Raw genomic sequence first — 24,453 nt, forward strand, 5'->3', positions numbered from 1 at the left:
GTGTGTCCTTCCAGGTGTGAGCAGGGCCCGGCCGGTGCGGCCGGGCCCTGCGGGGGTTGGGGTGCGGGGTGGATCAGACGCCGGAGAGGTTCTTGATGGCCTCCAGCGCCTGGCGGGGCGAGGTGACCGCGTCGCGGCGCACGGGATTCCCGCCGCCGCGGCGCTTGCCGCCGCCCTTCTTGGGCGCGTCGTCGTCGCCGTCCTCGTCATCGGGCTCGGGGCCGAACTCACCGGGCCGGGGCGGCTCGTTCCAGTCGAACCACAGGCCGCGCGCTTCCAGCTCGCGGATCTCGTAGTCGGTCAGGGTGAAGACGGTGTCGGGGAAGTAGCCGTCGATGCCCGCCTTGAAGTCCATGAACAGCGTGCGCAGGACGTCGGGCTGCTTGCTCTCGATGATCCAACCGGCGCCGCCGGTGTTGGAGTCGGAGGGCGGCTCGGGCTCGCCGGCCATCACCCGCTCGATCCGGCCCTTCTCCGCAGGGGAGAAGGAGCGGGGGAGAGGGTCGGGGATGTACTCGGACGGGATACCGAGGGCCTTGAACATCTCGGTGACCTTCTTCGGCGCCACCTTCAGCACGACCGGGATGCAGTTGTCACGCAGGTTCTCGCACAGCAGCTGCGTGAAGCCGTCCTGAACGTAGATGGACTGGCCGGCGACCTTCAGGCCGACCCCGTACTTGCGGCCCTTGACCGACACCAGCTCCGCGAGGTCCATGATCTCCGCGCCGTAGTCGCCGGAGCGGGCGGCGGACAGGAACTCGTCCAAATACGCGGACAGCATCCGGTAGGGACAGCCCGGCCGGGTCGGGTCCCACTCGTGGACCTGGCCGTCCTCCCACGGCATCTCGCCGCGGATCTCCATCAGCGCGACCAGGACCCGCAGGAGCCGGATCATGTAGAGCGCGCCGACGCCGTAGCGAGCGGTGTGCTTGCCCAGCGCGGCCGTCTTCTCATCCGGCGCCTCGGTCGCCAGCATGACCACGGCCCCGAACAGGGCGTCGGCCGCGACGTGCAGGCCCATCAGCTGGGTCTTGCCGCCGCCGGACGGGGCGACGAAAAGACCGTGCGCCGCGCCCCGGTCGGTGTAGACGCGGTTGCGGGCGGGCTGGCCGTTGCCGAGGAAGCCCGTCACCCACCGGCCGTCCTTGTCCGGGGTCAGCAGCTCCCTCGTTGCGGGGAAGACCTGTGCGAGCGGCGAGGAATCCCACAGGGAGACCAGAACCTGGCTGCCGTCGACGGTGACGAACAGCCGGCCTTCGTCGTACTTGGTCTTCAGCGCGGCCGCCAGGGCATGCTGGTTGACGCGCGGCTCGCCCATCTCGTCGGGAACCTGGGCGATGTAGTGGGTGACCCGGCGAGCGTGGTCGCGGACCTCCTTGACGAACTCCGATCCGGGCACGGGCCCGCCGACGGCTCCGATCCGGTCGGCCCACCACTCGTGGGCGGTGGGGGCCTTGCGGCGCCGCTCGTTCGCGTCGGGGGTGACGTCGACGTGCTTCCAGCCGGGGCCGCCCTCGCGCCCGTACTGCCGGGCCACTTCCTCGATCCGCACATCGGTGACGTCGACACCGAACGCGGCGGCGACGGCTTCCTCCGTGAGTCCGGAGATCGGCCGCCCGGCTTCGGAGGCACGCAGCAGCAGCGACAGGTCGTTCGGCATGCCCTCGTGCGGGATGGCCTTGACGACGATGGTGCGGCCGGGCATGCCGCGGTTCTCCCACAGCCAGCGGACCTGGCGGGTGAAGGTGTCGGCGCCGTCGTCCGGCTGCGCCACAGACGGCTCGGGGGCGGGCTGCAGCTGCGGCGCGGGGGCCGGGGCGGCGAGGGCGGGCCGGTGGTTGCGGCGGGTGTGCCGGGAGAACGGCATCACCAGCAGGCCGGCCGCCGCCCATCCCGCGGCGAGCAGGCCGTCCATGCACCACGGACCCCAGCCGATCGTGTTCTTCGCGGCGATGTCGACGGCGGCGGCGAGCACGAGCGGGGACCAGCGCAGGATCTTGCGTCCTGTGCCGGGTTCGTCGCTCTTGCCGGCGAGGACCCAGCCGCCGACGCCGGCGGCGCCCGCCAGCTGGATGACGGTGTTGACAGGGCTGTCGGGGGAGAGGTTCGGGGCCGCGGCGAGGACCGGGGCGGCCAGCGTGTAGAGGGTGCGCTCCAGGGCGACGCTGCGCGGCACGGACACGGGGTTCTCCTTCGGAAGATGCTGATGGGCGGCCCGCCGTCGGTGGCGGGCCGCCCATCAGGGGTTTTCGGTGAGCTGGGGTCAGTGGGCGAAGAAGCCCGGCCTGGGGGTGCGCTCGGGGCGGCCGGAGCGGACGGTGTCCAGGCCCTCGTACAGCCGCGCGTGCGTACGCCGCGTGTCGTGAGCGAGTCCGGACACCTCCTGCGCGGTGGCGTGGAGCTTCCGGACTTCGACAGCGGCGCCCCCCAGGGCGACGGACACCTGGTTCGTCATCTCCACGAATTTGCGGTCGAGTTCGGCGTTGGCGATGTCGACGGCCAAGCCCTCCGAGCGCTGCGCGTTCATACGCATCCCACGCAGCAGCGCCTCGAGCTCGTTGCTGGCCAGGTCCATGGCCTGCCCCAGCGTCTTGAGCTTCTGCTGGACGGCCTTGTACCGGTTGTCGCCGTCGGTCTGGGCGGCAGCGCCGCCGCCGGTGTGGGGCGTCAGGTCGCTCATCAGCAGACCTCCTTTCCTAGTCGTGGTGAGCGGCGGCGGAGGCGCTGGCCAGGCCCGCGTCGTCCATGGCCTGCATGTCCTCGCCGTAGACCCGGCCGACCAACATGGCGGCGATCCGGGCGGCCTCCGAGGCGATCTCGCACTCGGTGGCGCACCGTTCGGCCAGCTGCTTCATGCGGTCCGCAGCGTCGGCCAGGTCCGTGATCTGGTCGACGACCGCGGTGGCGATGTTGTGGTCACCGACCAGGTCGGCCGCCATGTCCCGCAGGGCGTCGGCGACTTTGCCGAGCGCGATGGCCAGTTCCTGGGCGCGGTCCTTGTCGAGCGCGGCGGCGATCGCGATGTTCACGATCTCCATCAGGTACTCGCTGAAGGTGATGTCGGTGCGGTGCTTGGCCGCCATGCCGGTCTGGCCCGACGCGGTCTTGTTGACCTCCGTCACGGGGTTCTCCTGGGGATCGGGGCGGGTGGTGCCGGGACGCTGAGTGTGGGGCTCCGGAGCCCGGGGGAGGCTCGCAGGACTGGAGACGGCGGCCCCGAAGGGGTCGATCGGATCGTCGACGATGACCGCGTCCGGGATGTCCTCCTCAGCCGATTCCGGCTTCGGGGACCGGGTCGGGCCGCCCGGGCGGTCCACCGTGACGTCGCCAAGGTCCTCGGGCCGGATCGTCGTGGGCTCTTCCGGCTCCGGGGCGTCTTGGTTGTCGCTGTACTTGCGAAACCAGTCCTTGATCCACTCCCCCCAGGGGTGCCCGCCAGCGCCAGGGTCGGGCGGGTCCTTGGTGTCGTCGGGCTTGGGGCTGTCGTTCGCGTCCTTGTCGGCGGAGCCATCGGTCGGCTTCTCGCCGCTCCTCTTGCCGTCGTCCGGCCCTTTGGTCGCGGAGTCGTCCTTCGGGTCGTCGGTGGACGTCTCAGGGCCGTCCTTGGGGATCTTCTTGGTTGTGGCCTCGGAGTCTTTGTCGCCGGTGGTGTCCTTGGTGTCACCGGTGCCGTCCTTCGCGGCCTTGTCCTTCTCCGCTGCCGCACGGCGCTCATCCCAGCGCTGCTGCGCGCCTTCCGCGACAGCATCGCCCAGGCTGGTGCGGTCGTCGGCGGCCTTGGCGGCCTCCCGCTTCGCCTTCCTCGCGGCCTTCCGCTCGGCTTTCGCCGCGCGGCGTTCCTCACGCGCCGCCTGCTTGTTGTCGCGGGCCTGGTCGCGGTCGTTGCTGCGGTCGGCGAGGTTCGCCGCCTGGGTGGCGCTGCGCCGCTGCTGCCGGGCGGCCTGGCGGGCGGCGGCGCGCTCCTGGCGGCCGCGGGCTCGTTCGGCCCTGGGGCTGGATGCCGGCGAGTTCTGCGACGTACCGCCGTCGCTCTTGGAGCCGCCCTTGCCGGACCCGGAGCTGCCCGAGCCGTTCTTGCCGCCGGAGCCGCCCGAACTGCCCTTACCTGCACCGGACTTGCCCGCCCCGGAGCCTCCAGAGCCGTTCTGACGGCCTTTGGAGCCGCCGGACGACTCATTGCCCTTCGAACCGCCCCCACGGCCGCCAGCTGAGCGATCAGAGCCCTTCCCGGCGCCCTTGGGGGAGTTACCTCCCCCAGAGCCGCGCCCGGAGCTGCCGGACCCGTTGGTTCCCGAGCCCCGGCCGCCTCCGGTGCCCCGGCCTGAGCCGCCGGAACTGCCGCCGCCTCCACGCGAGCCGCCCCCGCCGCCGGCCTTGGAGCGGCCCTTGTCGGCGCCCATGCCGGAGCTGGAGGACCGCGTCGCGTCGGCCTTGCCGCGTGCCGCCGTCTTGTCGGCCTTCGCTTTCATTTGCGCCGCGTGGAGTTTGGCGTTCTGCTCCATCATTGCGGTTTCCTGGGCGGTGCGGGACTCCAACAGTGCGGCCTTGCGTGCTATTTCAGCCTCACGGAAGGGCGCTTCTCCGGCGTGCCGGTCCCGCGCCACTTCCAGTCGGTATTCCAGCCAGTCACCGAGGCGATCGGCGAGAGAGCGAGGCTGTTCGTATTCGTCTTCCTCGTATTCTTCGTCGTCGGAATCCGGGGCGTCGGGCATTCCCGTTTCCCGCAAAGCCGTTTCCGGAGAGATAGGCCCGCGAACAGGCGGGAGTTCCCTTGTCGTCTCCGCCTGGGAATCCGGAGGGAGCGCCCTATCGGCACCGCCGTCAGGCGGTTCGGAGAAAAACAAATCCCCACCGTCGGGGGCATCCGGCATTCCGCCGGAATCGCTGCCCCGAGTGGGGAGGTGAACCACGTTGCTGTCGGTGTCGTCGGACACGCGACTCCCTCCTCCTGGGCTTGGCAGTCGGCATCGGCCTCGCGTACGCGCGTGTGCGGCACGCGTGACACGCGGCACGCACGGCACGCGTTGGGATCGCCGAAGGGCCGTCCCCGGGATCGGAGACGGCCCTTCGTGACGGGACGCGGGGAGCTAGCCGAAGTGGCTGCGGTGGACGTTCTGCAGGGCGAGCGCGACGTCACGGATGAACGCCGTGTCGCCCTCGCGGCAAGCCTGCGTGCCTCGGATATTCACAATCCGGAGCCAGGCATAGAAGGTGCCGAGTTCTTTTCCGTGCTGCGTAATCAAATCCTGTTTGATTTTCCGCTCGTGTTCCGCACGGTTGAACGCCTTCCGCTCTGCTTTCGTGAGCGGGCGACCTGCACTCACGCCGACTCCCTGCGGTCCAGGTTGTAAATCGACGTGGGGCCACCATAGCCCATATTCGGGCTCTGTGCACCCTGCTGCCCCGAGTTTTCCGGGGCGGCCTGGAGCGACGGGTTGTTCTTACGCGCCTTGAGCTGCGCCTTTTCCTTTCGACTTTTCTTGACCTCCTTCACCTTTTCGTCGTGAGCGTGGCGCTTATGGGCGCTCTTTTCGAGTCCCGCAGTGGCGTTCTTGAGGTTCTTAAGAACGTCGTGCAGGGACTTTTCCACCGGGAAAGAGCGCAGGAAAGCCTGGCCCATCTTGTCGCCCTCCACTCGGGTTCCGCGGCAGTGCACGCGGGTCTCGCGCTGGAGGATTTCCAGCTTGGCCTGCATGTCCAGCACGACCCGGTGGAAGTCCGCGAGGTAGTGCGCGTAGGCGGCGGGGTTCTGCGCGATCTCGCGCAACGCCTCGTTGGGGTCCTCGAAGAAGGGCTTGCCGTTATTTTCGGTGTTCACGGGGTCCTCCGTGGGGGTCGGATCTGCTGTACTCGGGGGGCTGTTGACTGCTTCCGGCAGTCGCAGCGAGGGCCAGCCCGATTCGAGCGGGCTGGCCCTCACTGGCGCGTGCCGGACGGTGGATCACTTCAGGTACTTGTCCGCGTCCTCGGGACGCAGCAGGCCGGCCTCCTTCAGCAGCCGGATCGCGCGGGTCTGGTTGACGCTGAGCTTGGTGCGGGCCTGGTAGAGGGTGACGAAGCCGTCCTTGTCGCGCGGCAGGTTCTGTACGAGCGGCAGGAGTTCTTCGTCCGTCCGTACAGGCGTACCGGGACGGTCCGTATCCGCTGCATCGCTGGTTCCGGTTGCGGGAGGGGACGCGGTGGCCGTACCTGTACGGGCACCCGGTACGCCGTCGCCGCCGGACTGTGTACGGACGCTGACCGTGCCGGTACGCCCCGGTACGGCCGCGCTGGCCGTACCGGTACGGCCAGCAGCCGGTGTACCTGTACGCCGCGCCCTGTCAGGGGCGGTGTGTACTCCGTCTGTACGGTCGCCGTACGGCCTGGTCAGCGCCGCTTCGGTCCCGCCATCGTGCGGCGGGTGGGGCGCGGCGTGTACAGGGTCCGTACCGTCCCGTCCGAGGCCCGTACCGTCCGGCCGTACCGAGCCGTGAGCGGCGTACAGGTCGCGACTGGCGGCCCCTGTACGGCTGGACGACGCGGTGTCCGTACCGTCGGTACGCCGGTGCGTACCTGTACGGGCGGGCGTTCCGTTTCCGCTGTCCGTACCGGTACGGCCGTCCGCAGCGGCGGTACTGCCGTGGCTGTCCGTACCGTCGTCGTGCATGAGCGTGTGGACGCGCCAGATGACGGCCACGAAGATCAGCACGACGAACGTCGTCAGCTGCCACGGTGCCGACTGGCCCTCCTTGACGATGTGGGCCTGCTCGGACAGGTGGTAGGTCACGTTCGCCGACGCCATCAGCAGCAGCGCGTAGGGGATGTCCTTCTTCGCCCGGAACGCGGTGACGCAGTAGACGTCGATGCTGACCGGCAGCAGCGGGGCGACGTACTGGTTGATGCCGACCATGCGGGCCAGCTCGTACTCGCCGGAGGCGGCGAGCCCGACGCCGGCGGCGAGCGCGATCCACGGGGCCGTCTTCCACGCCTTGCGGCTGAGGTTCTGCTGCCGGCCCCGGAAGCGGGAGTTGGCCTTCTTCGCCTCCCGGGCCTCCTCGAGCAGCCGCCGGGCGCGGGCCTCATCGGCCTGCGCCCGCTCGGTGATGCCCTTCGCCTTGCGCTCCGCCTCGGTGGTGATGCGGCTCGCTTCCTTCTGGGCGGCCTCCCGCAGCTGCGCCGCGACGGTCTTGGCTTCCTCCCGCAGCCGCTCGCGCTGCTTGTCGCACGCCTGCTTGAGCCCGGCGAGTTCGTCGGCGAGGGCCTTGCGCTTGGCGGCGGCCTCCGTGTCGAACTGGTCGGTGAGCTCGCGCAGCTTCTCGCGCAGCTCTGTGCGGGCCTGTTCCGCCTCGGTGTGCGCGGCGGCGACGTGAGCGTCGGCTTCGCGGCGCCGGTCGTCGGCGGCCTTGACCGCGTCCGTGTACAGCGCCTCCGCCTCCGCGCGGCGGCCGTCGTACTGTTCAGCCGCCGTCACCGCGAGCTGGGCGAACCGCTCGCGGGCCTGGTCGACCTCGCGCTGTGCCGCGGCCACCAGTTCGTCGGCCTGCTCCTGGGCGCGGGCGAGGATCCCGCCGGCCTCGATGCGGCGCTGGTCGACCAGGGCGCCGATCTCGGTGAGGTCGGCCTCCGCCAGACGGCGCAGCTCGGCAACCGCCTTGCCGGTCGCTTCGCGGTCGGTGGCGGCCAGTTCGGTCAGGTCGTTGACCCGGGCCCGGGCCTCCGTTACCAGCCTCTCGGCATGGTCGCGGGCTTCCGTCAGGAGCCGGTCGGCCTCGCCGCGAGCCGCCTCCAGGTCGTTTTTCGCCGCCGCGCGCTGGGCGGTGGCCGCCTGGTCGGCGTCGGCGGTGATGCCCGCGGCGCGGGTCTGCGCCTCGGCCATCAGCACGGTGACCTGCTCGTGGGTGTCGGCGACGGTGCGCGCGGCCACCGTCTCGGCTTCCGCCTGGAGGGCGGCGGCCTGCTCGCGCGCGGTGTCGATGACGTCGGCGGCCCGGTCCCGGGCGTCCGCGACGCGGACCAGCGCCTCGAAGTCGACGACCTCCGTCTCCGTCTGCGTGGTCCCGGCCGGGGCCGGGGAAGCCTCGGGGGTGGGAGAGGCGGTCGACTGCGAAGCCGGACGGGTCGCCGCCGGCTTCTTGCGCGCGGGGCTCCTCTTGTGTGCGGTTCGTGTGGCGGCCACGCCGCCTCCTTCCGGTAGGAGCCGCCCTGGTGGGCGGCGTTGGGGTTGGTGAGTGGGTCCGGACTGTCCGGCTCCCCGTCACCGCCCGACCCGGCCGCCAAGGTGCAGCGGTCGGTGCGAGCGGATCAGGCAGCTGTCAGGCCAAGCGAGGGGTCACGGCCGTACCGGCCAGGACGCCCGACTTGTGCATCGCGGCCGCCGCGCTGGTCTTCCCGCTGCCGGACGTGCTGCCGATGAGCGCGTGGGCGTCCGTGAGCCGGAAGGACAGCGCGCCGTCGGTGGGGCGGTGCGGGTTGACGATCCGGCCGTCGGGGAGCAGGTCGCCGGTGTCGTCGAAGACCAGGACGCCGTTGCACAGCAGGCTCCAGCCCTGCTCCGGGTGGCTCGCGATGGTCTGTGCGGCCTCCCGGTCCGGACTGCCGGCGGTCGGGCACTTCGGGGTGTGCGTGCACAGCGAGTCCGGCAGCCGAGTGGTGCCGGTGGTGGTCGTCGCGGTGTCGAGCTGGGCGGTCGTCGTCGTGCCCATCAGGGCCTCCCTGGGCTGTCGGTCCGGGCTGTCCGGCTCCCCGTCACCGCCCGTCCCGGCCGCCGTGGTGCAGCGGTCGGTGCGGGCGGATCAGGCAGCCGCCAGAACGGATCAGGCAGCGGTGCGGCGGCGAGCGGCCCGGCGCTTCATGCGGCGGCGGTCGTCTTCGTCGGTGCCGCCCCACACGCCCAGCTCGTTGCGCTCCAGCGCGCCCTCGAGGCAGCTCTCTATCAGCGGGCAGCGACGGCAGACAGCCTTGGCCTCCTCGATCTGGAGCAGCGCCGGGCCGGTGTTGCCGATGGGGAAGAACAGCTCGGAGTCCTCATCGGCACAGGCCGCGCGGGGCCGCACCGGAGCGTCGGTGGAGACGGGCGCGTAGGCGTGATTGCGTACGATGGCGATGGAAACTCGCTTCATTCGGGCCTCCCATAAGGTCCAGTGCAAGAGACAGCCCCAGGGCGGCCACCCTGGGGCTATTGCGTGTCTGTGGGGCCGGATGGCCGGAGCGGGGTGAGCTCCCGACGCTCTCCGCCGGCCCCGCCCGGTAAGGGGCGGGGACGACGGGCAATGCCGGGGGATCAGCGCTGCTGCTTGGATTGGCGTTCGCGGTAGGCGTCCTGGAGGCGGGCGAACCGCTCGTGGATCGGCATCCCCTCCGCACACGGCGTCTCGCCCTGGCAGGCCGGACAGGCGGCGGTGTGCTCGGTGGAGTCCTCGAACGCCTTCATGTAGCGGACGAACAGGTCGTCGGTCGGTCGTGCACTCATCGGCGGTTGTTCTCCGACCTCTTGTTCTGCTCCGCGTTCTTCCGCGAGAGCTCCGCGCGTTCAGCGTCGGTCAGGCTGGTGATCACGCCCTCACCCCCGCCGCCTCGTCGGCCCTGCGTGCGATCTCCTCGACATCGGCGACCGTGATCGACGCGCGACGCAAGGGACCCGAGCAGCGCGAGTGATCCGCGTCGAACAGCGGGTCGTCCTCCCGCGCCACCAGCGGGCGGGTGGCGCCCGGCTGGCTTCCAGGGCGTGTCATGCTGTTGTGCATCAGGTCCTCCAGTCAGGTCCTGGACAGCCCCGGGGGTCTCAAGTCGCCGGGGTTGTCGTCGTTTTGGCTGGTCGTACGAGCAACCACGGCCCCGGCCGACCCGAGGTGATCGGGTCGGCCGGGGCCGTGGTCGTTCGTCGTTGCGGCAGTCAGAGCGCGAATTCGTAGACCGCGCCAAGGTCGGCCTCCTGATGGGCCTCGGACACCACTTTCAGCAGCACGATCCGCAGCGGCTGTCCCGTGCGATCCGTGGCGAGGTACTCCTGCTCAGAGACCGTCTCGCCCATCGCACGAGACAGCGCAAACTGAGCGTCGGCCTGCGGGCATCTGGTCCCAGGGCTTCCTGGGCTCACCGGTGGGTGTCCAGTTCAGGTCCCAGTCGATGTCGTGGACAGAGACGGTGGGTGCGGGCTGCGTAATCATGAGCAACTCCTCACGGAGGGAGGCAGGGTTGTGATGCGCGGGCTGTCAGCTGTCGTACGAGCAGCCGAGGTGGCCCCCGCCCAGATGCGTTCGGGTGGGGGCCACCTCGGTCGTTCGTCGCGGTGGATGTTCAGGCGGTGATACGGACCGGCTGCGTCGGCACCTGCGGGCCGCGGTTGTCGGAGACCGTGCCAGGCAAGCGGTTCCGGCAGGCGTTGTTGGTCTCTTCGACCGTCGTACCGCTGCGTTTGGCCGTCGTCTTCTTGGCGTTGACCGTGGCCTCGCTGTGCTTCGCCCACACCATGCTCGATCGGTAGCGAGCGAGCAGCGCGTCGACGCGGGCCTCGCGATCCCGGAGCGGCTGGGCGCGCTCCAGTTCCGCGTAGACCGCGGCGAGCCGGGCACCGTCGGCGCAGCGGTGGGTGCCGCCACAGCGGCCGGCCATGCTGCTGGCCCGGCACTTCTTGAGGTGGGCGCGGTAGGCGGCGAGCGCGCCGGCCACGCTCATGGACACCGGGGACATCCTGGTGACCGGCTTGGCCGGGGCCGGGAGCGGCTTGTAGTGCTGGCGGGCGGAACGGCGTCCGGTCGCCGTGCTGTCAGCGGCGAGCATCTCCTCGCTCCACTGCTCGATCGGAATGTCGAGGTGGACGACCTGGTTGCTTCCGTCGCACCGGACGTGCTTCTCGCCTTCGGCGACCTTGTCGCTGATGCAGTGTTCGCGGATCACCAGCTTCTTGTCGCCCATCAGTCGGCGCCAGGTGCGGCAGTCGGGGCAGACGATGGACTTGGCCTCGCCCTCACGGACGTTGATCTCCTGGGGGCCGATCTTGCTGAGCAGCATCGGTGCGCGGCGGTTGTCGCGCTTGGTGCGGGTCCGACCTGGACGCTTGCGGTTCTTCGCCATCACGTTCCTTCCGGCGGGTGAAGCGAGTGCTGCCCTCTCTGCCGCGCCAGGCCGGCCTTGCGGTCGGGGGTCCTGGCGGACAGACAGCACAACTTCGCTGTTCAGAGGTGGATCAGGTGGAGCTATTCGGTACAGGCGCCGTCGACCGGGGGAGCGCGGGCTCAACCCCATTGCCGCCGCCTCCTAGGAGGCGGTGACCCCTGCTGTTGTGCAGTCGTGCAATCAGCGCGTCCCCTGCGGGGGCCGACGCATGAGACCATAAGGCCTTACGCCTTAAGGTGGCAAGGCTTAAGGTCGAACCATGCTGGCTGTAGCCGCAGAGCACTAGGGTTGCGGCGGGTCATGACGGACCGAGGGGACATAGTGGGCAGCAACGACGCATGGATGGGTGAAGCCCAGCCGTATCTCGCACCGCGACGCGCAGGAGAGCAAGACGCGTGGAGCGCTGAGGCTGCAGCGCACGGACGGCGCGGCGGCCAGCGGTTGCTCGCGGTGGAAGAGGTCGACCCTCCGCCCCCTGTTCGGGACTTTTTCCGTACCGAACCGGGCGCGGCGGTCGTGGTCCGTCGACGACTGATCCTGCTCGATGACGAACCGGTTGAGCTGGCCGACTCCTATTATCCGGCCCACATCGCACGTGGCACTCGCCTGGCTGAGCACGGAAAGATCCCTGGTGGCGCCGTCACGCTGCTGGCCAATTTGGGCTTCACGCCCGAAGACGATCCGCTGGAAGACGTCCACGCAACGACAGCCACCACAAGCCAGTGCGCCGCCTTGGATCTGCCGCCTGGTGCACCGGTGTTGGTCCTGACTCGATTCACGACATCCAGTACCGGCGAGCCGATGGAGGTCAGCGTTATGACCATGACGCGACACCTCCAGTACCGACAGAGGAAGCAGGCGGTCTGAGACATGGCTAGATCGTTCGAGGACAAGCGGTCGGCCCATCAAAAGATCGCCGCCACGCTTCGGAGGCAGATCACTCGCGGGGATCTCGCCCCCGGAGCCCAACTGCCGTCGACCCCAGCACTGATGGAGCAGTACGGCGTGGCGGGCACGACGGTGCAGAAGGCCCTGCTGATGCTGAAGGACGAAGGCCTCTTGGTCGGCCATGCCGGTAAGGGCGTCTTCGTCAAGGGCAGTACGCAGCAAGCCATCTCGCCAGCCGTATACATGCCGCCGGCGGCAGCTGGTGAGCCATACCGCTGGATTACCGAGGCCGGGAAGCGCTCGCAGCGCGGCTCGACGAAGCTCCTCAAGGTGGAAGTTGTCGTGCCCCCTCACGAAGTGGCAGCGTCCCTCGAGCTCCGAGAGGGGGAACAGGCCCTCCTCCGCAAGCAGGTGCTGCTCCTTGATGACGAGCCCGCGGAACTCACCCGGTCGTACTATCCGCTGGAACTTGCTGAAGGCACGGCGATGATGGAACCCAGAAAGATCCGTGGGGGCACACCCACGCTCCTGAGCGGCTTGGGCTACCCACCCCGCGAGTTCGTGGACGAGGTCTCCTCGGAGATCCCCACGGAGGAAGAAGTAGTAGCTCTGGAGCTTCCCAAAGATATGCCCGTGATGCTCACATTCCGAGTGGTCTACACGGACAACGACAGGCCAATCGAGGTCTCCCTGTTGGCCAAAGCGGCGCACAAGTACCGCATGCGGTACAAGCTCCAGGTGCCCTGATAACCTCAGGACTCCCTTAAGCCAATAAGCCTTAAGGGAGTATGATGTCGCTGCCTTCGCAAGCTCCGATTGGACGTCCGCCAGCACTACGGACTTTGCCGCCTGGGGGGACGCATGTACGTCTACATGATCGACGCACCCGGTGCTCCCACAGAACAGGCATCCACTGCGGCCATCGCTCCCACATCTACCAGTCACGTGCCGCGCCTCCTCTGTCCGCTTCTCTTGTGGGGCCCCATAACAGTCGCCTCGGAGCCAGCCGAACATCACAGCGGCTTGTCGAAGCCCGTGCGCACCTTCGTTCACGGGTTTTCAACATCCACGTACACATGGGATTTGGGGCTCGAGCCCTAGGCTCGCGGCCATGACGATGACGGAGGGGCAAAGGGTGGGGAAGCAGCGAGCAGGGTGGCTGCCAGACCGATTGCGCGAGCAGCGGGAGGCTCACGGCCTGACCTTGGAGAAGGCTGGCGAGCGCCTCCGTGAGGTCGCTGAGCAGGCCAAGCTCAAGGGCATCCCCGCCGCGAATCCGCAGACCCTGTGGCAGCATGAGCAGGGTGAGGTCTACCCGGGCCCGCACTACCGCCGCGCCTACTGTCTTCTCTACCGGGCCACCGAGCCGGACTTGGGCTTCCGAACCGCTCTGCCTGGTGAAGAGACGTCGTTCAAGCTCACGCCGATGGAAGACCGCCTCAACGGCGCGCACGTCCTGGCCGTCGAACGGGCCATCCACCGCATCTCGCCCGGCAGCGAAGATGCCGGGCACTTTGCTCTCCAGCAGCGCATCATCGACGCCTGGAAGCGGAGGCACACCGGGGGCGACCCGCACCGGCCCGTCCTGATCCTGGTGGGCGGATACGCGGGGAGCGGCAAGACTGAGCTGGCGAGGTTCTTCGTCCAACTCACCGGCTGGCCGCTGCTCGACAAGGACCCGCTCACCAGGCCGCTGGTGGAACGGCTCCTGGTCGCACTGGGCGGCGACCCGAACGACCGGCACACCGAGCTTTACCGGGAGCATGTCCGGTCGGTGGAGTACGACTGCCTCATGCAGTCAGCCATGGCCAACATCAAGTGCGGGATCAGCACCGTGCTCTCCGCTCCGTTCATCGCGGAGTTGACCGACGCAGCCTGGATGCAGCGCCTGACTAACCGGGCCGCGTCCATGGGTGTCGACGTCTTTCCGGTGTGGGTCAGCTGCGATGAGGAGTCGATGCGGGAGTACATCACCTTCCGCTCGGCCGCCCGGGACGCGTGGAAGCTCCAGCGGTGGGATGAGTACATAGCCACGATCGATCTGGATCTGCGCCCGGCAGTCCCGCATCTGGTCGTCGACAACCGGCTGGGGACTGCAGTAAGCCTCGCGGACCAGGCCCGGCAGGCGATGGGGGCGATGTACGCGTGAAGTCGAAGCAGGGCGTGATCCTGTACGGCCCGCCGGCGTCGGGCAAGGACACCGTCACGGCCGCGCTCACCGAGTTGCACTCGAAGTACGCGCAGTTCACGCGGTTCAAGGTGGGGACGGGCAAGTCCGCCGGCTACCGGATGGGCACAACGGAGCAGCTGGACAAGCTGGAGGCCGCCGGCGACGTCGTCTACGCGAACGCGCGGTACGGCAACACGTACGTGATTGACCGGCCCGGCGTCGACGTGGCGTTCGCGGCCGGGGTGCCGGTGGTGCACCTCGGGCAGATCGACGGCATCCGCGCCTTGGTCGGCGGCTACCCGGCCAACTGGACGTTGGTGCTGCTGTGGTGCCCGCGTGAGGTGACCGCGCAGCGATCCGCGGGACGCGGTGACGCCGACACCGCGGCGCGCCTGGCGGCATGGGACGCGACCCACGAGGACCTGGACGCCTACCCGGACCTGGCTTGGGACCTGACCGTGGACACCACGACGGCGACACCGCAGGACGCGGCGCGGCTCATTGACCAGCTGCTCCATGCGCGGGCGGGAGTGGCGACGGCATGAGCGCGGGCTACGGCTGGGCTAGTTGGTTGAGGGCGTCGGTGAGCGTGAGCTCGCCGTCCTTGACGTCATCCCACCGTGCCAGCGTGGCCGCCGCCGCGCGCATCATCTCCGGAGGCAGGCCGGCGGCCGCGAGCATGTCGGCGGCCTCTTCCAGCTCCGGTCCCCACCGCCACGCCCTTGCCGCGGTCTTGGCGACGTACTCCGGTTCGGCGAGGTACGAACCGCCGCGTTTTGAGGCGATGTCGATGAGCTCCTGGTCGACGCCGTGCTCGCGAGCCGCAGCGAGTGCGAGGGCGGCGAGCACGCGGGAGGTCTTCTGGAAGCTGGTGTACGAGAGTTTCAGGGCGGATGCTTGGCCGGCGTTGCTGCCGACGTTGTGGGTGGAGACGTCCGTGCCTGCGAACAGTTCTTCCACCCAGCGCACTGGGTTGGGCCAGCCGGACAGGTACAGGCGGGGCTTCTTTCCGCCGGTGGGTGGGGAGCCGACGACTGCCGCGTCCACGATGGCCCACACGTCGGGCAGTAGTTCACAGATCCGGTCGACTGTGGCGGGGCTGATGGCGTTGGCCTCGACGTACAGGCCGCCGCGGAAGCCTCCGTGCGCGGCGACTTGGCGGGCGACGTCTTCGGCGGCTGCTGGCGGGCACAGGCTGATGATCGTGTGGCATTGCTCGACCAGGTCGCCCAGGGTCGGTACCGGCTCCAGGCCGTACAGCTCGGCTCGGGCGATCGTCGCTCGGCTGCGGCCCTCTGGGCACCACAGCACTCGCTGGGCGTTCGGGCGGAGTGCTGAGGCCATGGCCGCGCCCATGCTGCCGGGGTGGAGGATGCCGACGATCTGCTGGTCCACGTGGCTACTCCGAGTGGTCGGTGAGCAGGAAGGAGATGGCGTCTGTGACGTCGTCGACCGCGTGGTGAGGGTCGGGGAGATCGTCGGGCCAGGGGCGGCCTCGCAGCCAGATAGTGCGCAGTCCGGCCTGGTGGCCGCCGCCGATGTCGCCGTCCGGATTGTCGCCGATCATCCAACCGCCGTCGGCGAGATCCAAGCCGCAGCGGTCAGCCGCGAGTTCGAAGAGGCGCCGGTCGGGTTTGCGTACTTCCAGATCACCGGAGACAGCCACGCCGTCGACCAGTTCGCCGATGCCGGTCGCACCGAGCTTGGCGCGCTGGATGTCGGAAGCCCCGTTGGTGGCGATGCTGATCGTCCACGCTTGCTCACGGAGGCGGGCCAGGCCCTCGAGGACGGCTGGCCGGCACGTGACGGAGGCCGCCATGAGGTCGACGTACTCCTGCCACAGCTGCGCCGGAGACGCGTCCAGGTCGAAGGCTGCGTGAAGTCGCACGAAGTCGCTCGCGTTCGCTCGATCGGCCAGTTGTGTGAGCAGCCATTGCTCGGCTGTGGTGTCGAAGCCGTGTCTACGGCACAGGCCGGTCACGGCATCGTTGAAGGCCGACTGCCGGTCGACCAGCGTGCCGTCCAAATCGAAAATCGCGAGGTGTTGCACGGTTTGGAGCCTATCCGGCAGTGCTCGCCGTCGAACGAGGCACTGGCTCCTGGTCAGCCGATGTGTCGCCAGGTCTTCCTGACGACACGTCCGTCCCGGCCACGGATAAGCCCACACCGGGGGAGTATCGTGTCTCCGAGCTTGATCAAAAGAAAATGGCCCCCACGACCTTGAGCAAGTCGAGGGGGCGGACCAGCGGACTTTATGGAAGGAGTCCGGTGGTCGGCCGACCACCCTTTCAGCGAGTCAAGGTGATCGACATGCATCAGGGTACCCGTACCCGCCGCATTACACACAGCACCCCGCCGTGGTGCCAGCAGCGCGCGAGCGATGGCTGGCCCTTCGACGGGGTGTTCGTGCTGTCTGCGTACACCCTAGTCCGCGCCTCATCTGAGGGGGTCAGGATGACGTAGGTCGTCGGGGCGGCGCCTGCTGCGCAGGTCTTCTAGCCGCCCGGGGCCCGGCCTCACGGTGATGCCAGTCGCCATGGCGCGGGTCCCCATCTGCTCTCCGGGTTCGGCCTGCCAGGGCCTTGCCGGAGGAGCTGCTCGCCCCGGTGCCAGCCGGCTGCGAGCGGTTCGATCTTTGGTTCTCCCCGAACCACGAAGTGCCAAAGAGGCCCTTCGTCATGCCCTCTTCCCTTCAAGAAAGAGGCAAGAGCCATGTTGCAGCATCGTGCTGCCCTTTGTCAGCTCTCTTGTGCCCGATTGGCGCATTTTGCGCCGTCTTTCAAGTCACAGTTTCCCGCTCAAAGCGACGGTCTGCCATGCGAGCGGGCTACTCGGACGCTCTGTATCGGCTACTTGAGGGAGTCCCGGTGAGCGCCGTGGCGGCGTCGGCCGCCGTGGCTGTTCCCGCTCCGCGTCCGTCCGTCGACGGCTTGATCGACGCCGCTGCGGAACTTCTGCCCCGGCGACGCCGGTTGCGGTCGGTGCCGACCGCGGCCGGTCCGGTGGCCCCCTTGGAGTTGGGCAACCCTCTCCAGCTGTCGAAGTCGATGCGGGCTCGGCTACTCGCGGCGGTGCGCGCGCTGCTGGCGGACCCGTCGCTGGCCGGTGTGCCGGACGTGGCCCGGCTGGCGTCGGTGGTGCTGTTTGCGAAGTCGCGGGCGCCGCAGGGCCGTCCGGATGACAACCAGACGTCGACGTGGGGTGCCGAGCTGGGGCGCTGGCTGGGTGTGAAGGAGTCGTCGGTCCATCACGACGTGCTGCCGGTGCTCCGGAAGTCCGGTGCGGTGCGTACGCGGGTGGTGACGGACGCGAAGGGGCATCCGACCGCGCTGGACTGCCTGGTGATGCCGCTGTGGCGTGCCCGTCACGCCGGTGGCCTCGGGCATGCGCTGGCGTTGACGCGGTCGGAGCTGGCCGTGCTGCTGCGGCTCCTCGAGGTGTTGTTCGGTCCAGGGTGGGCTCCGAAGGGCAGGGCGCCCACTCCGGCCGGGCTGCTCGCTGGGCGTAGGGGGCGGGGTGCGGCGACGGACCGGCTCGGGCTGCTGTTGATGACGCTGTCGACGAATTCGCGCGGCTGGCTGCAGCTGTGCCCGGGCAGTGTGGACACGTCCCGGGGGCGTCCGGCGGCGACGGTGGCGCGGCTGCTGGGCTGCTCGCCGGCGGGCGGGGCGAAGGTGCTCAAGCGGCTGGAGGCGCAGGGCGTTGCAGGTGTCGTGCGGCAGGAGACCGGGTCGGGTCTGAAGGGGAAGTCACGGGTGCGTCTGGTGGCGGTCGCTGAAGCACACGGCCGTACCGTCAGGGAGGCCCGTAAGGCCGCGGCCTCGGTATTTTCAGACCTCGCTGCTACTGCGTCCGGAGATCATGAGACCGCTGGGATCGCCGGAGCCCGTGTGGTTACTGGTGTTTCGGGTGCCGGTGAGGGGGAGTCGGCCTGTAGTGCAGACCTCGCCGTTGGTGCACAGCTCCACGCCTCTCACGCTTCTGTGGCTTCTTCCGGTGGGTCTCTCTCGCTCTCTGGTGGGTTTTCCGGCGAAGGCCGTGGTTGGAACGGTGGTCGGCCGGGGCGCGCGGGTGCGCGCGAGGACCAGGCCCGGGAGCCTGCTGCTACTGGCCAGCTGCTGCTCGACCGCAGTGACGGTGACCCGCTTCGCGGTGAAGAGCGTGAGAAGTCCCCGTCGATCAGCAATGAGGGCAACCGCGGACCGGTGGCCGCCATTTCGGTGCGGGGCGGGGACGCTGCAGGTCAGAACAGGCAGCAGCAGGAGAGGGTGCCTCTGCCGCCGGAAGACCTGCGGGTGATCTTGGCACCGGTGCGGGCGGTGTGGGAGCGTCTGGAGCGTCAGGGCGCCCGGAAGCTGGTGGAGGCCGCGACCCGCACCGAGCTACGCCTGGTAGAGGGCTTCGCGGGCCGGGCCGACGCGCCGCAGGTCCTCACCGAGCGCCTCGCCCGGCGCCTGGACGAGCAGATGCGTCTGGGTGCGCCGATCATCAATCCGGTGGGCTGGCTGGTCAGCCGAGCCCTGCCCCAGCGCCAGCAGTGCGGCGACAAGCTCTGTGACGACCGCATACTGCTCGACTCGGGCCGGGACTGCCCTCGCTGTGAGGACCGACAGGCCAGCAGAAGTGCCCAGCGGCACGCGGTGGCGGCCGCCGTCGAAGGTGCGATGCCGTACGCCTCCGAGGCGGAGCGCCGCGCGGCGGCCGACCGGCAGCTGCATGAGACCGTGACCGCCCAGGCGTGGGCCCGCGAACGCCGGTGGGAACAGGTCCGGGTCCGGCAGGCGGAGGCCGCCAAGCACCGTGCCGAAACAGCAGCCGCACAGGCCTCCGCTAATAAACCGGCTGCACCTGCGACCCCGGTCGTGCTGTCCGCCCCGCGCCCGCTACCGGCCGCGCCCGCACCGCAGCCGGAGGCCGACGTCGTCGACCAGGAGCTGGTCCTCGAGGACCTGACCCGCGAACAGGTCCTGGACTGGCGCACCCGCGCCGACAAGGACCACGACATCGTGTTCGCGCACATCGACCGGTATGGCGAGCACTCGGCACAGAGGCTGTTCACCAGGGCTTTCGTCGCGGACGTGCAGCGCCTGTCCCGCCTCGGGCACCTGAACCTCGGCTACACCACCTGGGAGCGGTCGTGAGCGGCGGCGAGGTGCCGGGCGTCGACCTGGCCCGCCTCACGCTGCGCGCCGCGCTGGAGGCGGCGAGGAAGAACGGCAACACCCGTACGGCGAAGCCGAAGCCGCTCGCGACGTCGGCGATCCGGCGTGACGGCCGCGAGCCGATGGGGCTGGGTGCGGCGATCGGCGTGCTGGTGACCGAGCGGGCCTGCGAGCTGCCAGCCGCCGGCGCCACCGCGGCAGTGGTGGGAGGCCATCGCCCCCGAGTTCGCCGAGCACGTCGTGGCGGTCGGCTACGACGCGGACTCCGGCCGGCTCACCGTGTGTCCGGAGTCGGCGGCCTGGGCGACGAAGACCCGGCTGGAGCAGGCCGGCATCATCGCGGCCGCCAACACGTCGGCGGGCGGGACGGTCGTACGGCACCTGCGGATCCTCGCGTCCGGCTCCGTACCCGCGCCTGACCTGGACGACGTCGTCCCGATACGGCGGCCGCACTCAAGGGGCCCCGGAGAGACACGGGAGTTGGCCAGCGACGGCTACCACCGCACGCTCGCCACCCACTGGCAGGCCGCCCCGCCTGACCGACCCGGCAATCACGGAGGCCGTCGAACGGCAGACCAAGGCGATACGCGAGCTGACCCGGCGGGCCTTCCCGGAGCCGAAGGTGCCTGCGGACGACCAGCCGCCCCCATCGAGGCAGCCCGCGTCGCCACAACGGGTCGGAGGCCGCCCACGCCCTGGCGCTGCGCCGTGCCCAGGCGAAGCGTGCCGCCCGGCAGGCCGGCACGCCGGCCGTCGCTGCTGATCCTGCCCCGCTGCGTACAACAGTTTGAGCACGTCGATCGTCTGTGAGGCCAACGCCATGGATGACACGATGAGTTGGGATCAAGGATGGTGGGACCATCCCCGCGTGCGCGGGGAGCAGCAACCGGGCGTCAGTCCGGCGTGAACGATCGCGGGACCATCCCCGCGTGTGCGGGGAGCAGGCCTGGTCATCGGCCTGCAGCGCGTCGTCGTAGGGACCATCCCTGCGTCTGCGGGGAGCAGCTTGAATCCGAACTCGCGGACCTCCGCAAGAAGGGACCATCCCCGCGCGTGCGGGGAGCAGTCACGCATACCGTGCATCAGATCCGCCCGCATAGGACCATCCCCGCGTGTGCGGGGAGCAGTCCCACTCGGTGTACCGGATGTCGTCCGGGTTGGGACCATACCCGCGTGTGCGGGGAGCAGCCTCCGTGACCCTGCATCCGTGACGACGCGACGGGACCATCCCTGCGTGTGCGGGGAGCAGTGGACTTCGAGGTGGTCGAGGTCCGATTCCAGGGGACCATCCCCGCGTGTGCGGGGAGCAGAGGCGCATGTACTCATGTACGGCGCTATGAGCGGGACCATCCCCGCGTGTGCGGGGAGCAGTCCCGGCCGTCCAACCTGGACAAGACACAGCAGGGACCATCCCCGCGTGCGCGGGGAGCAGAGGATCGGCTCACCCGCCTCGCAGTACTGCTCGGGACCATCCCCGCGTGCGCGGGGAGCAGTCCAGCAGACCCAGGCCGCGCCCGGACTCCGCGGGACCATCCCCGCGTGCGCGGGGAGCAGACTGCCTGACCTGCAGGTCTATCTCTTGTAAGCCAGAACTTCGCACACTTTCACCGATCCCGGCAAAATGCATATACCGTGTCGATCTCGTCGATGGTTGTCCAGCAGTAAACAGATCACCATACGCCTCGGGGCACTTGGATGGTCGCTGTAAGCCTGGATCAGCCGCAGATCAGGCGCGTTCACTCGATTTTGTCTGCTGGGCGCTGGTTTACGTGTAGGCATCTTCCATGGTGAGTGGGGGAGTGGCTGACTGTGGCCTGCTGTCGCGGCTTCGGCCGCGAGCGCGGTCGGTGTGGGCGAAGCATGACGGTAATACCGACAGTTGGATGCCGTTGTGGCGGCACATGGAGGACAGCGCTGCTGTTGCTGGCCTGTTGTGGGACGAGTGGCTGCCTGCCAGTGTGCGGACGCTGGTCTGTGAGGTCTTGCCCGACGGTGGGGCGGACGGGCGCAGGCTCGTGGTGTGGCTTGCGGGTGTGCACGATATCGGTAAGGCCACTCCGGCCTTCGCCTGCCAGGTCGACCAGCTTGCTGATGTGATGCGCGAGCAAGGTCTGGAGATGCCGTCGCGGCAGGGGATGGGGCCGGATCGGCGGCTTGCGCCGCATGGGCTGGCTGGTCAGGTGTTACTCGGTGAGTGGCTGGAGAAGCGGTTCGGGTGGTTGGCCAGGCAAGCGGGCCAGTTCACTGTTGCGGTGGGTGGGCATCATGGTGTGCCGCCGGAAAATGGTCAGATCAAGGCTTTGTATGACCATGAGGAGCTGTTGCGTACGCCGGGCCGCAGCAGCAGGGTGTGGCGGCAGGTGCAGTCGGAGGTGCTTGACGCATGTGCGGAGCACTTCGGTGTGCGGGAGCGGCTTGAGGTGTGGCGGGAGGTGAAGCTGCCGCAGCCCGTGCAGGTGCTGTTGACCGCGGTGGTCATCGTGTCCGACTGGATCGCCAGCAACCCTGAGCTTTTCCCGTATTTCCCGGAGGCTTCGGCTCATAGCAGCAAGGAGCGTTTGGCGGCCGCGTGGCGGGGGCTGGATCTTCCGGCGCCGTGGCGGGCTGGGGAGCTTGTCGGCGATGTGCAGGAGTTGTTCGGGTCGCGGTTCGGGCTTCCGGCAGGGGCGAAGGTGCGTCCGGTGCAGGAAGCGGCGGTGGGGCTGGCCCGGGAGATGGATGTGCCGGGGTTGATGGTCATCGAGGCGCCGATGGGGGAGGGGAAGACGGAGGCTGCGCTCGCCGTGGCCGAGGTGTTCGCAGCGCGTTCGGGTGCGGGTGGTGTGTTTTTCGCGTTGCCGACGATGGCGACGGGCAATGCGATGTTCCCGCGGCTGCTGGAGTGGCTGAAGCGGCTTCCTGCGGACGATAGTTGGCGGCACTCCGTGTATCTCGCCCACTCCAAAGCGGCTCTCAACGAGGATTTCGCCCCGCTGCTGGCCCGCGGCGGGCGGATCGCCGCCGTCGACGTGGATGCAAACGTGCCTGTGTCCCGGCGGTTGGGGGGTGAGTCGCGGTTCGCGGGCGCCGAACTGGTGGCGCACGCCTGGTTGCGTGGTCGTAAGAGGGCGATGCTGGCGTCGTTCGTGGCCGGTACGGTCGATCAGCTGCTGTTTGCGGGGTTGAAGAGCCGGCATCTGGCGCTGCGTCATCTGGCGGTGGCTGGCAAGGTCGTGGTGATTGACGAGGCGCATGCCTACGACGCGTACATGAGTGTCTACCTGGACCGGGTGCTGGCCTGGCTGGGGGCGTACCGGGTTCCCGTGGTCGTGTTGTCGGCGACGCTGCCTGCCGGGCGCCGACGTGAGCTGGTTGAGGCGTATGCGGGTGTCGCCGGCGGGTGGGCTGAGAGTGTGGTGGGGGAGGGGGCGTATCCGCTGCTGACGGCGGTGGCTCCGGGCGGTATGCCGGTGGTGCGGTGTCCGGCGGGTTCGGGCCGGGGCACGGACGTTCATGTGGAGCGGCTTCCCGACGGGCTGGATGCCCTGGTGGGCCGGCTTGAGACGGAGTTGGTGGACGGTGGCTGTGTTCTCGTTGTGCGGAACACGGTCAAGCGGGTGTTGGAGACCGCGCGTGTGCTGCGGGAGAGGTTTGGCGACCGCGAGGTTACGGTCGCGCACTCATGTTTCGTCGATGTCGACCGGGCGGCGAAGGACAGTGATCTGCTGCGGCGGTTCGGTCCGCCGGGCAAGGCGACAGGTCGGCCTGAGGGTCGGCACATCGTGGTGGCCAGCCAGGTGGCCGAGCAGTCCCTGGACGTGGATTTCGATCTCCTCGTCAGCGACTTGTGCCCGGTCGACCTGCTGTTGCAGCGCATGGGCCGGCTGCACCGCCACCAGCGTGGTGCGGGCCAGGAGGAGCGGCCTGCTCGGCTGCGGACGGCCCGCTGTCTGCTGACCGGCGCCGACTGGGAGGCCGAAGTGCCGGTTCCGGTGCGGGGATCGGTCGCGGTGTATGGGGCGTATGCGCTGCTGCGGTCGGCTGCGGTGCTGCTGCCCCATCTCGACGGCGGGGCTGCATGTCCGGTGCGGCTGCCTGTGGATATCAGCCCGCTGGTTCAGGGCGCGTATGCGGAGGCGGCGGTCGGACCGGAACGGTGGGCGTCGGCATTGGAGGAGGCGCGTGTGCGGTTCGAGCGGCATCGGGCCGATCAGACGGAGCGGGCGGCCGTGTTCCGTCTCGGTGAGGTCGGCCGGCCTGGGCGGCCGTTGTTCGGGTGGGTGGCGGCCGGGGTGGGTGACGCTGATGACAGCCGTGCCGGGCGGGCCCAGGTCCGGGACAGCCGGGAGACCTTGGAGGTCGTGGTCGTGCAGCGGCGAGCCGACGGAGCTCTGGTGACGTTGCCGTGGCTGGGTGTGGACAAGAAGGGGCGCCAGCGCGGGGGGCTTGAGCTGTCGCAGGACCAGGCACCCAGGCCGTTCGCGGCGCGTACGGCGGCGAGTTGCGGGCTGCGGCTGCCGATGCAGTTCTCCTACGCCGAGACGTTGGACCGTGCGATTGACGAGCTGGAGCAGCTGTATGTGCCGGCTTGGCAGGGCAAGGACAGCCCCTGGCTGTCTGACCAGCTGATTCTTGCACTCAATGAGGATTGTCAGACCCGGCTGGCAGGATTCTCGCTCAGCTACAGCCACGCCGATGGCCTGGAGGTGACCCGTGACTGAGCCGATGGCGGCCAATATTCCGTTATCCCTGCTGACGCGGGGAGCAATGCGGTACGCCCCTGGAATCGGGACCAACCCCATGCGGATGGGGAGCGATGCGGGTGCCATCGCGGCCAGTCGGGCCTCACCAGCCCGATACGCGAGTTTAGACGATCAGCCCTCTCATGGCTGATGCGAAGTCGTGAGACTCACGCGTCTTCCGCTGGGCCGGGCTTGCACTCCGCCCATCGCACCATGGGCCGTCCTGCCACCGCGGAGATTGCACTGGCCAGCGCTGTTGCGACCCCCCATTTCACTGCATCGTCGTTGGGGCCACCGAAGGGCAGCCACCGGCCCAGTAAGAGAGCTAGCCAGAAGGTACCGATGACTCCGACGATCACGACCATCCACCGCATCCACACGGACACTGCCGTTTTCAACTCCCCTTGAATCGTTGCGA

The 24,453-nt window shown here is 69.2% G+C and carries 20 protein-coding genes, 1 pseudogene and 1 CRISPR repeat array; of the genes and pseudogenes, 7 read left to right on the forward strand and 14 right to left on the reverse strand.

Annotated features, from left to right (window positions below; genetic code table 11):
- Positions 1–73 precede the first annotated feature (73 nt).
- The 12 genes and pseudogenes from QFZ76_RS50925 to QFZ76_RS50980 all read right to left on the reverse strand — a co-directional run bounded on the left by QFZ76_RS50925 (position 74) and on the right by QFZ76_RS50980 (position 11,052).
- The gene (locus QFZ76_RS50925) at positions 74–2,182 is read right to left on the reverse strand and encodes a chromosome segregation protein ParM (RefSeq protein WP_307680562.1); all 2,109 of its coding nucleotides are present in this window, start codon (positions 2,180–2,182) and stop codon (positions 74–76) included.
- An 81-nt stretch (positions 2,183–2,263) separates the two neighbouring features.
- Complete coding sequence (locus QFZ76_RS50930; RefSeq protein ID WP_307680563.1) at positions 2,264–2,680, reverse strand: conjugal transfer protein TraB; 417 nt, start codon at positions 2,678–2,680, stop codon at positions 2,264–2,266.
- A 16-nt stretch (positions 2,681–2,696) separates the two neighbouring features.
- Positions 2,697–4,712, reverse strand: coding sequence for an ATP/GTP-binding protein (locus QFZ76_RS50935; RefSeq protein WP_307680564.1), 2,016 nt, complete (start codon positions 4,710–4,712; stop codon positions 2,697–2,699).
- Between the two features lie 375 nt (positions 4,713–5,087).
- The gene (locus QFZ76_RS50940) at positions 5,088–5,324 is read right to left on the reverse strand and encodes a hypothetical protein (protein WP_307680565.1); all 237 of its coding nucleotides are present in this window, start codon (positions 5,322–5,324) and stop codon (positions 5,088–5,090) included.
- The gene (locus QFZ76_RS50945; RefSeq protein ID WP_307680566.1) at positions 5,321–5,818 is read right to left on the reverse strand and encodes a hypothetical protein; all 498 of its coding nucleotides are present in this window, start codon (positions 5,816–5,818) and stop codon (positions 5,321–5,323) included. Before QFZ76_RS50945 ends, QFZ76_RS50940 begins: the two co-directional genes overlap by 4 nt.
- Positions 5,819–5,941: 123 nt before the next feature.
- On the reverse strand, positions 5,942–8,155 hold the full coding sequence (locus QFZ76_RS50950) for a hypothetical protein (RefSeq protein ID WP_307680567.1): 2,214 nt from the start codon (positions 8,153–8,155) through the stop codon (positions 5,942–5,944).
- A gap of 280 nt (positions 8,156–8,435) precedes the next feature.
- A pseudogene (locus QFZ76_RS50955) lies at positions 8,436–8,609 on the reverse strand (DUF5999 family protein); the annotation flags it as partial.
- A gap of 183 nt (positions 8,610–8,792) precedes the next feature.
- Positions 8,793–9,098 (reverse strand): WhiB family transcriptional regulator, encoded by a 306-nt coding sequence (locus QFZ76_RS50960; RefSeq protein ID WP_307680568.1) that lies wholly within the window; start codon positions 9,096–9,098, stop codon positions 8,793–8,795.
- 161 nt (positions 9,099–9,259) lie between these two features.
- Entirely contained in the window at positions 9,260–9,448 is a 189-nt protein-coding gene (locus QFZ76_RS50965) for a hypothetical protein (RefSeq protein WP_307680569.1), read from the reverse strand.
- Positions 9,449–9,530: 82 nt separating this feature from the next.
- The gene (locus tag QFZ76_RS50970) at positions 9,531–9,710 is read right to left on the reverse strand and encodes a hypothetical protein (protein WP_307680570.1); all 180 of its coding nucleotides are present in this window, start codon (positions 9,708–9,710) and stop codon (positions 9,531–9,533) included.
- Positions 9,711–9,871: 161 nt separating this feature from the next.
- A complete protein-coding gene (locus QFZ76_RS50975) occupies positions 9,872–10,009 on the reverse strand; it encodes a hypothetical protein (RefSeq protein WP_307680571.1) in 138 nt (45 codons plus the stop codon).
- 266 nt (positions 10,010–10,275) lie between these two features.
- On the reverse strand, positions 10,276–11,052 hold the full coding sequence (locus tag QFZ76_RS50980) for a hypothetical protein (protein ID WP_307680572.1): 777 nt from the start codon (positions 11,050–11,052) through the stop codon (positions 10,276–10,278).
- A gap of 363 nt (positions 11,053–11,415) precedes the next feature.
- Here QFZ76_RS50980 and QFZ76_RS50985 point away from each other — a divergent pair, with 363 nt between their 5' ends.
- The 4 genes from QFZ76_RS50985 (at position 11,416) to QFZ76_RS51000 (ending at position 14,697) form a co-directional block, all read left to right on the forward strand.
- Positions 11,416–11,961, forward strand: a complete 546-nt coding sequence (locus tag QFZ76_RS50985) for a GntR family transcriptional regulator (RefSeq protein WP_307680573.1) — start codon at positions 11,416–11,418, stop codon at positions 11,959–11,961.
- A gap of 3 nt (positions 11,962–11,964) precedes the next feature.
- The gene (locus QFZ76_RS50990; protein ID WP_307680574.1) at positions 11,965–12,729 is read left to right on the forward strand and encodes a GntR family transcriptional regulator; all 765 of its coding nucleotides are present in this window, start codon (positions 11,965–11,967) and stop codon (positions 12,727–12,729) included.
- Positions 12,730–13,093: 364 nt separating this feature from the next.
- Positions 13,094–14,131 (forward strand): AAA family ATPase, encoded by a 1,038-nt coding sequence (locus tag QFZ76_RS50995; protein WP_307680575.1) that lies wholly within the window; start codon positions 13,094–13,096, stop codon positions 14,129–14,131.
- On the forward strand, positions 14,128–14,697 hold the full coding sequence (locus tag QFZ76_RS51000) for a guanylate kinase (RefSeq protein ID WP_307680576.1): 570 nt from the start codon (positions 14,128–14,130) through the stop codon (positions 14,695–14,697). Before QFZ76_RS50995 ends, QFZ76_RS51000 begins: the two co-directional genes overlap by 4 nt.
- Positions 14,698–14,704: 7 nt before the next feature.
- Here the strand turns inward: QFZ76_RS51000 and QFZ76_RS51005 are convergent, their stop codons facing one another.
- The gene (locus tag QFZ76_RS51005) at positions 14,705–15,547 is read right to left on the reverse strand and encodes an NAD(P)-dependent oxidoreductase (RefSeq protein WP_307680577.1); all 843 of its coding nucleotides are present in this window, start codon (positions 15,545–15,547) and stop codon (positions 14,705–14,707) included.
- A gap of 4 nt (positions 15,548–15,551) precedes the next feature.
- Positions 15,552–16,202 carry an HAD family hydrolase gene (locus QFZ76_RS51010; protein ID WP_307680578.1) on the reverse strand — a complete coding sequence of 217 codons (651 nt, stop codon included), beginning with the start codon at positions 16,200–16,202 and terminating at the stop codon, positions 15,552–15,554.
- An 817-nt stretch (positions 16,203–17,019) separates the two neighbouring features.
- Here QFZ76_RS51010 and QFZ76_RS51015 point away from each other — a divergent pair.
- The 3 genes from QFZ76_RS51015 to QFZ76_RS51025 all read left to right on the forward strand — a co-directional run bounded on the left by QFZ76_RS51015 (position 17,020) and on the right by QFZ76_RS51025 (position 24,014).
- Entirely contained in the window at positions 17,020–19,293 is a 2,274-nt protein-coding gene (locus QFZ76_RS51015) for a hypothetical protein (RefSeq protein WP_307680579.1), read from the forward strand.
- 261 nt (positions 19,294–19,554) lie between these two features.
- Entirely contained in the window at positions 19,555–20,124 is a 570-nt protein-coding gene (locus QFZ76_RS51020) for a DciA family protein (RefSeq protein WP_307680580.1), read from the forward strand.
- Between the two features lie 44 nt (positions 20,125–20,168).
- Positions 20,169–20,868: a CRISPR direct-repeat array (repeat unit 29 nt; unit sequence GGGACCATCCCCGCGTGCGCGGGGAGCAG).
- 230 nt (positions 20,869–21,098) lie between these two features.
- Complete coding sequence (locus tag QFZ76_RS51025; RefSeq protein WP_307680581.1) at positions 21,099–24,014, forward strand: CRISPR-associated endonuclease Cas3''; 2,916 nt, start codon at positions 21,099–21,101, stop codon at positions 24,012–24,014.
- The last annotated feature ends 439 nt before the right edge of the window (positions 24,015–24,453 follow it).

Source organism: Streptomyces sp. V4I2, from assembly GCF_030817655.1.
GTDB lineage: Bacteria > Actinomycetota > Actinomycetes > Streptomycetales > Streptomycetaceae > Streptomyces > Streptomyces plumbiresistens.

Excerpts from the sequence above, each read along its gene's own strand:
- QFZ76_RS50980 (WP_307680572.1), bottom strand. The coding sequence starts at position 11,052 with ATGGCGAAGAACCGCAAGCGTCCAGGTCGGACCCGCACCAAGCGCGAC.
- QFZ76_RS50960 (WP_307680568.1), bottom strand. The coding sequence starts at position 9,098 with ATGAAGCGAGTTTCCATCGCCATCGTACGCAATCACGCCTACGCGCCC.
- QFZ76_RS50935 (WP_307680564.1), bottom strand. The coding sequence starts at position 4,712 with ATGCCCGACGCCCCGGATTCCGACGACGAAGAATACGAGGAAGACGAA.
- QFZ76_RS51025 (WP_307680581.1), top strand. The coding sequence starts at position 21,099 with ATGGTGAGTGGGGGAGTGGCTGACTGTGGCCTGCTGTCGCGGCTTCGG.
- QFZ76_RS50970 (WP_307680570.1), bottom strand. The coding sequence starts at position 9,710 with ATGACACGCCCTGGAAGCCAGCCGGGCGCCACCCGCCCGCTGGTGGCG.
- QFZ76_RS50990 (WP_307680574.1), top strand. The coding sequence starts at position 11,965 with ATGGCTAGATCGTTCGAGGACAAGCGGTCGGCCCATCAAAAGATCGCC.
- QFZ76_RS50995 (WP_307680575.1), top strand. The coding sequence starts at position 13,094 with ATGACGATGACGGAGGGGCAAAGGGTGGGGAAGCAGCGAGCAGGGTGG.
- QFZ76_RS50975 (WP_307680571.1), bottom strand. The coding sequence starts at position 10,009 with ATGGGCGAGACGGTCTCTGAGCAGGAGTACCTCGCCACGGATCGCACG.
- QFZ76_RS50930 (WP_307680563.1), bottom strand. The coding sequence starts at position 2,680 with ATGAGCGACCTGACGCCCCACACCGGCGGCGGCGCTGCCGCCCAGACC.
- QFZ76_RS50965 (WP_307680569.1), bottom strand. The coding sequence starts at position 9,448 with ATGAGTGCACGACCGACCGACGACCTGTTCGTCCGCTACATGAAGGCG.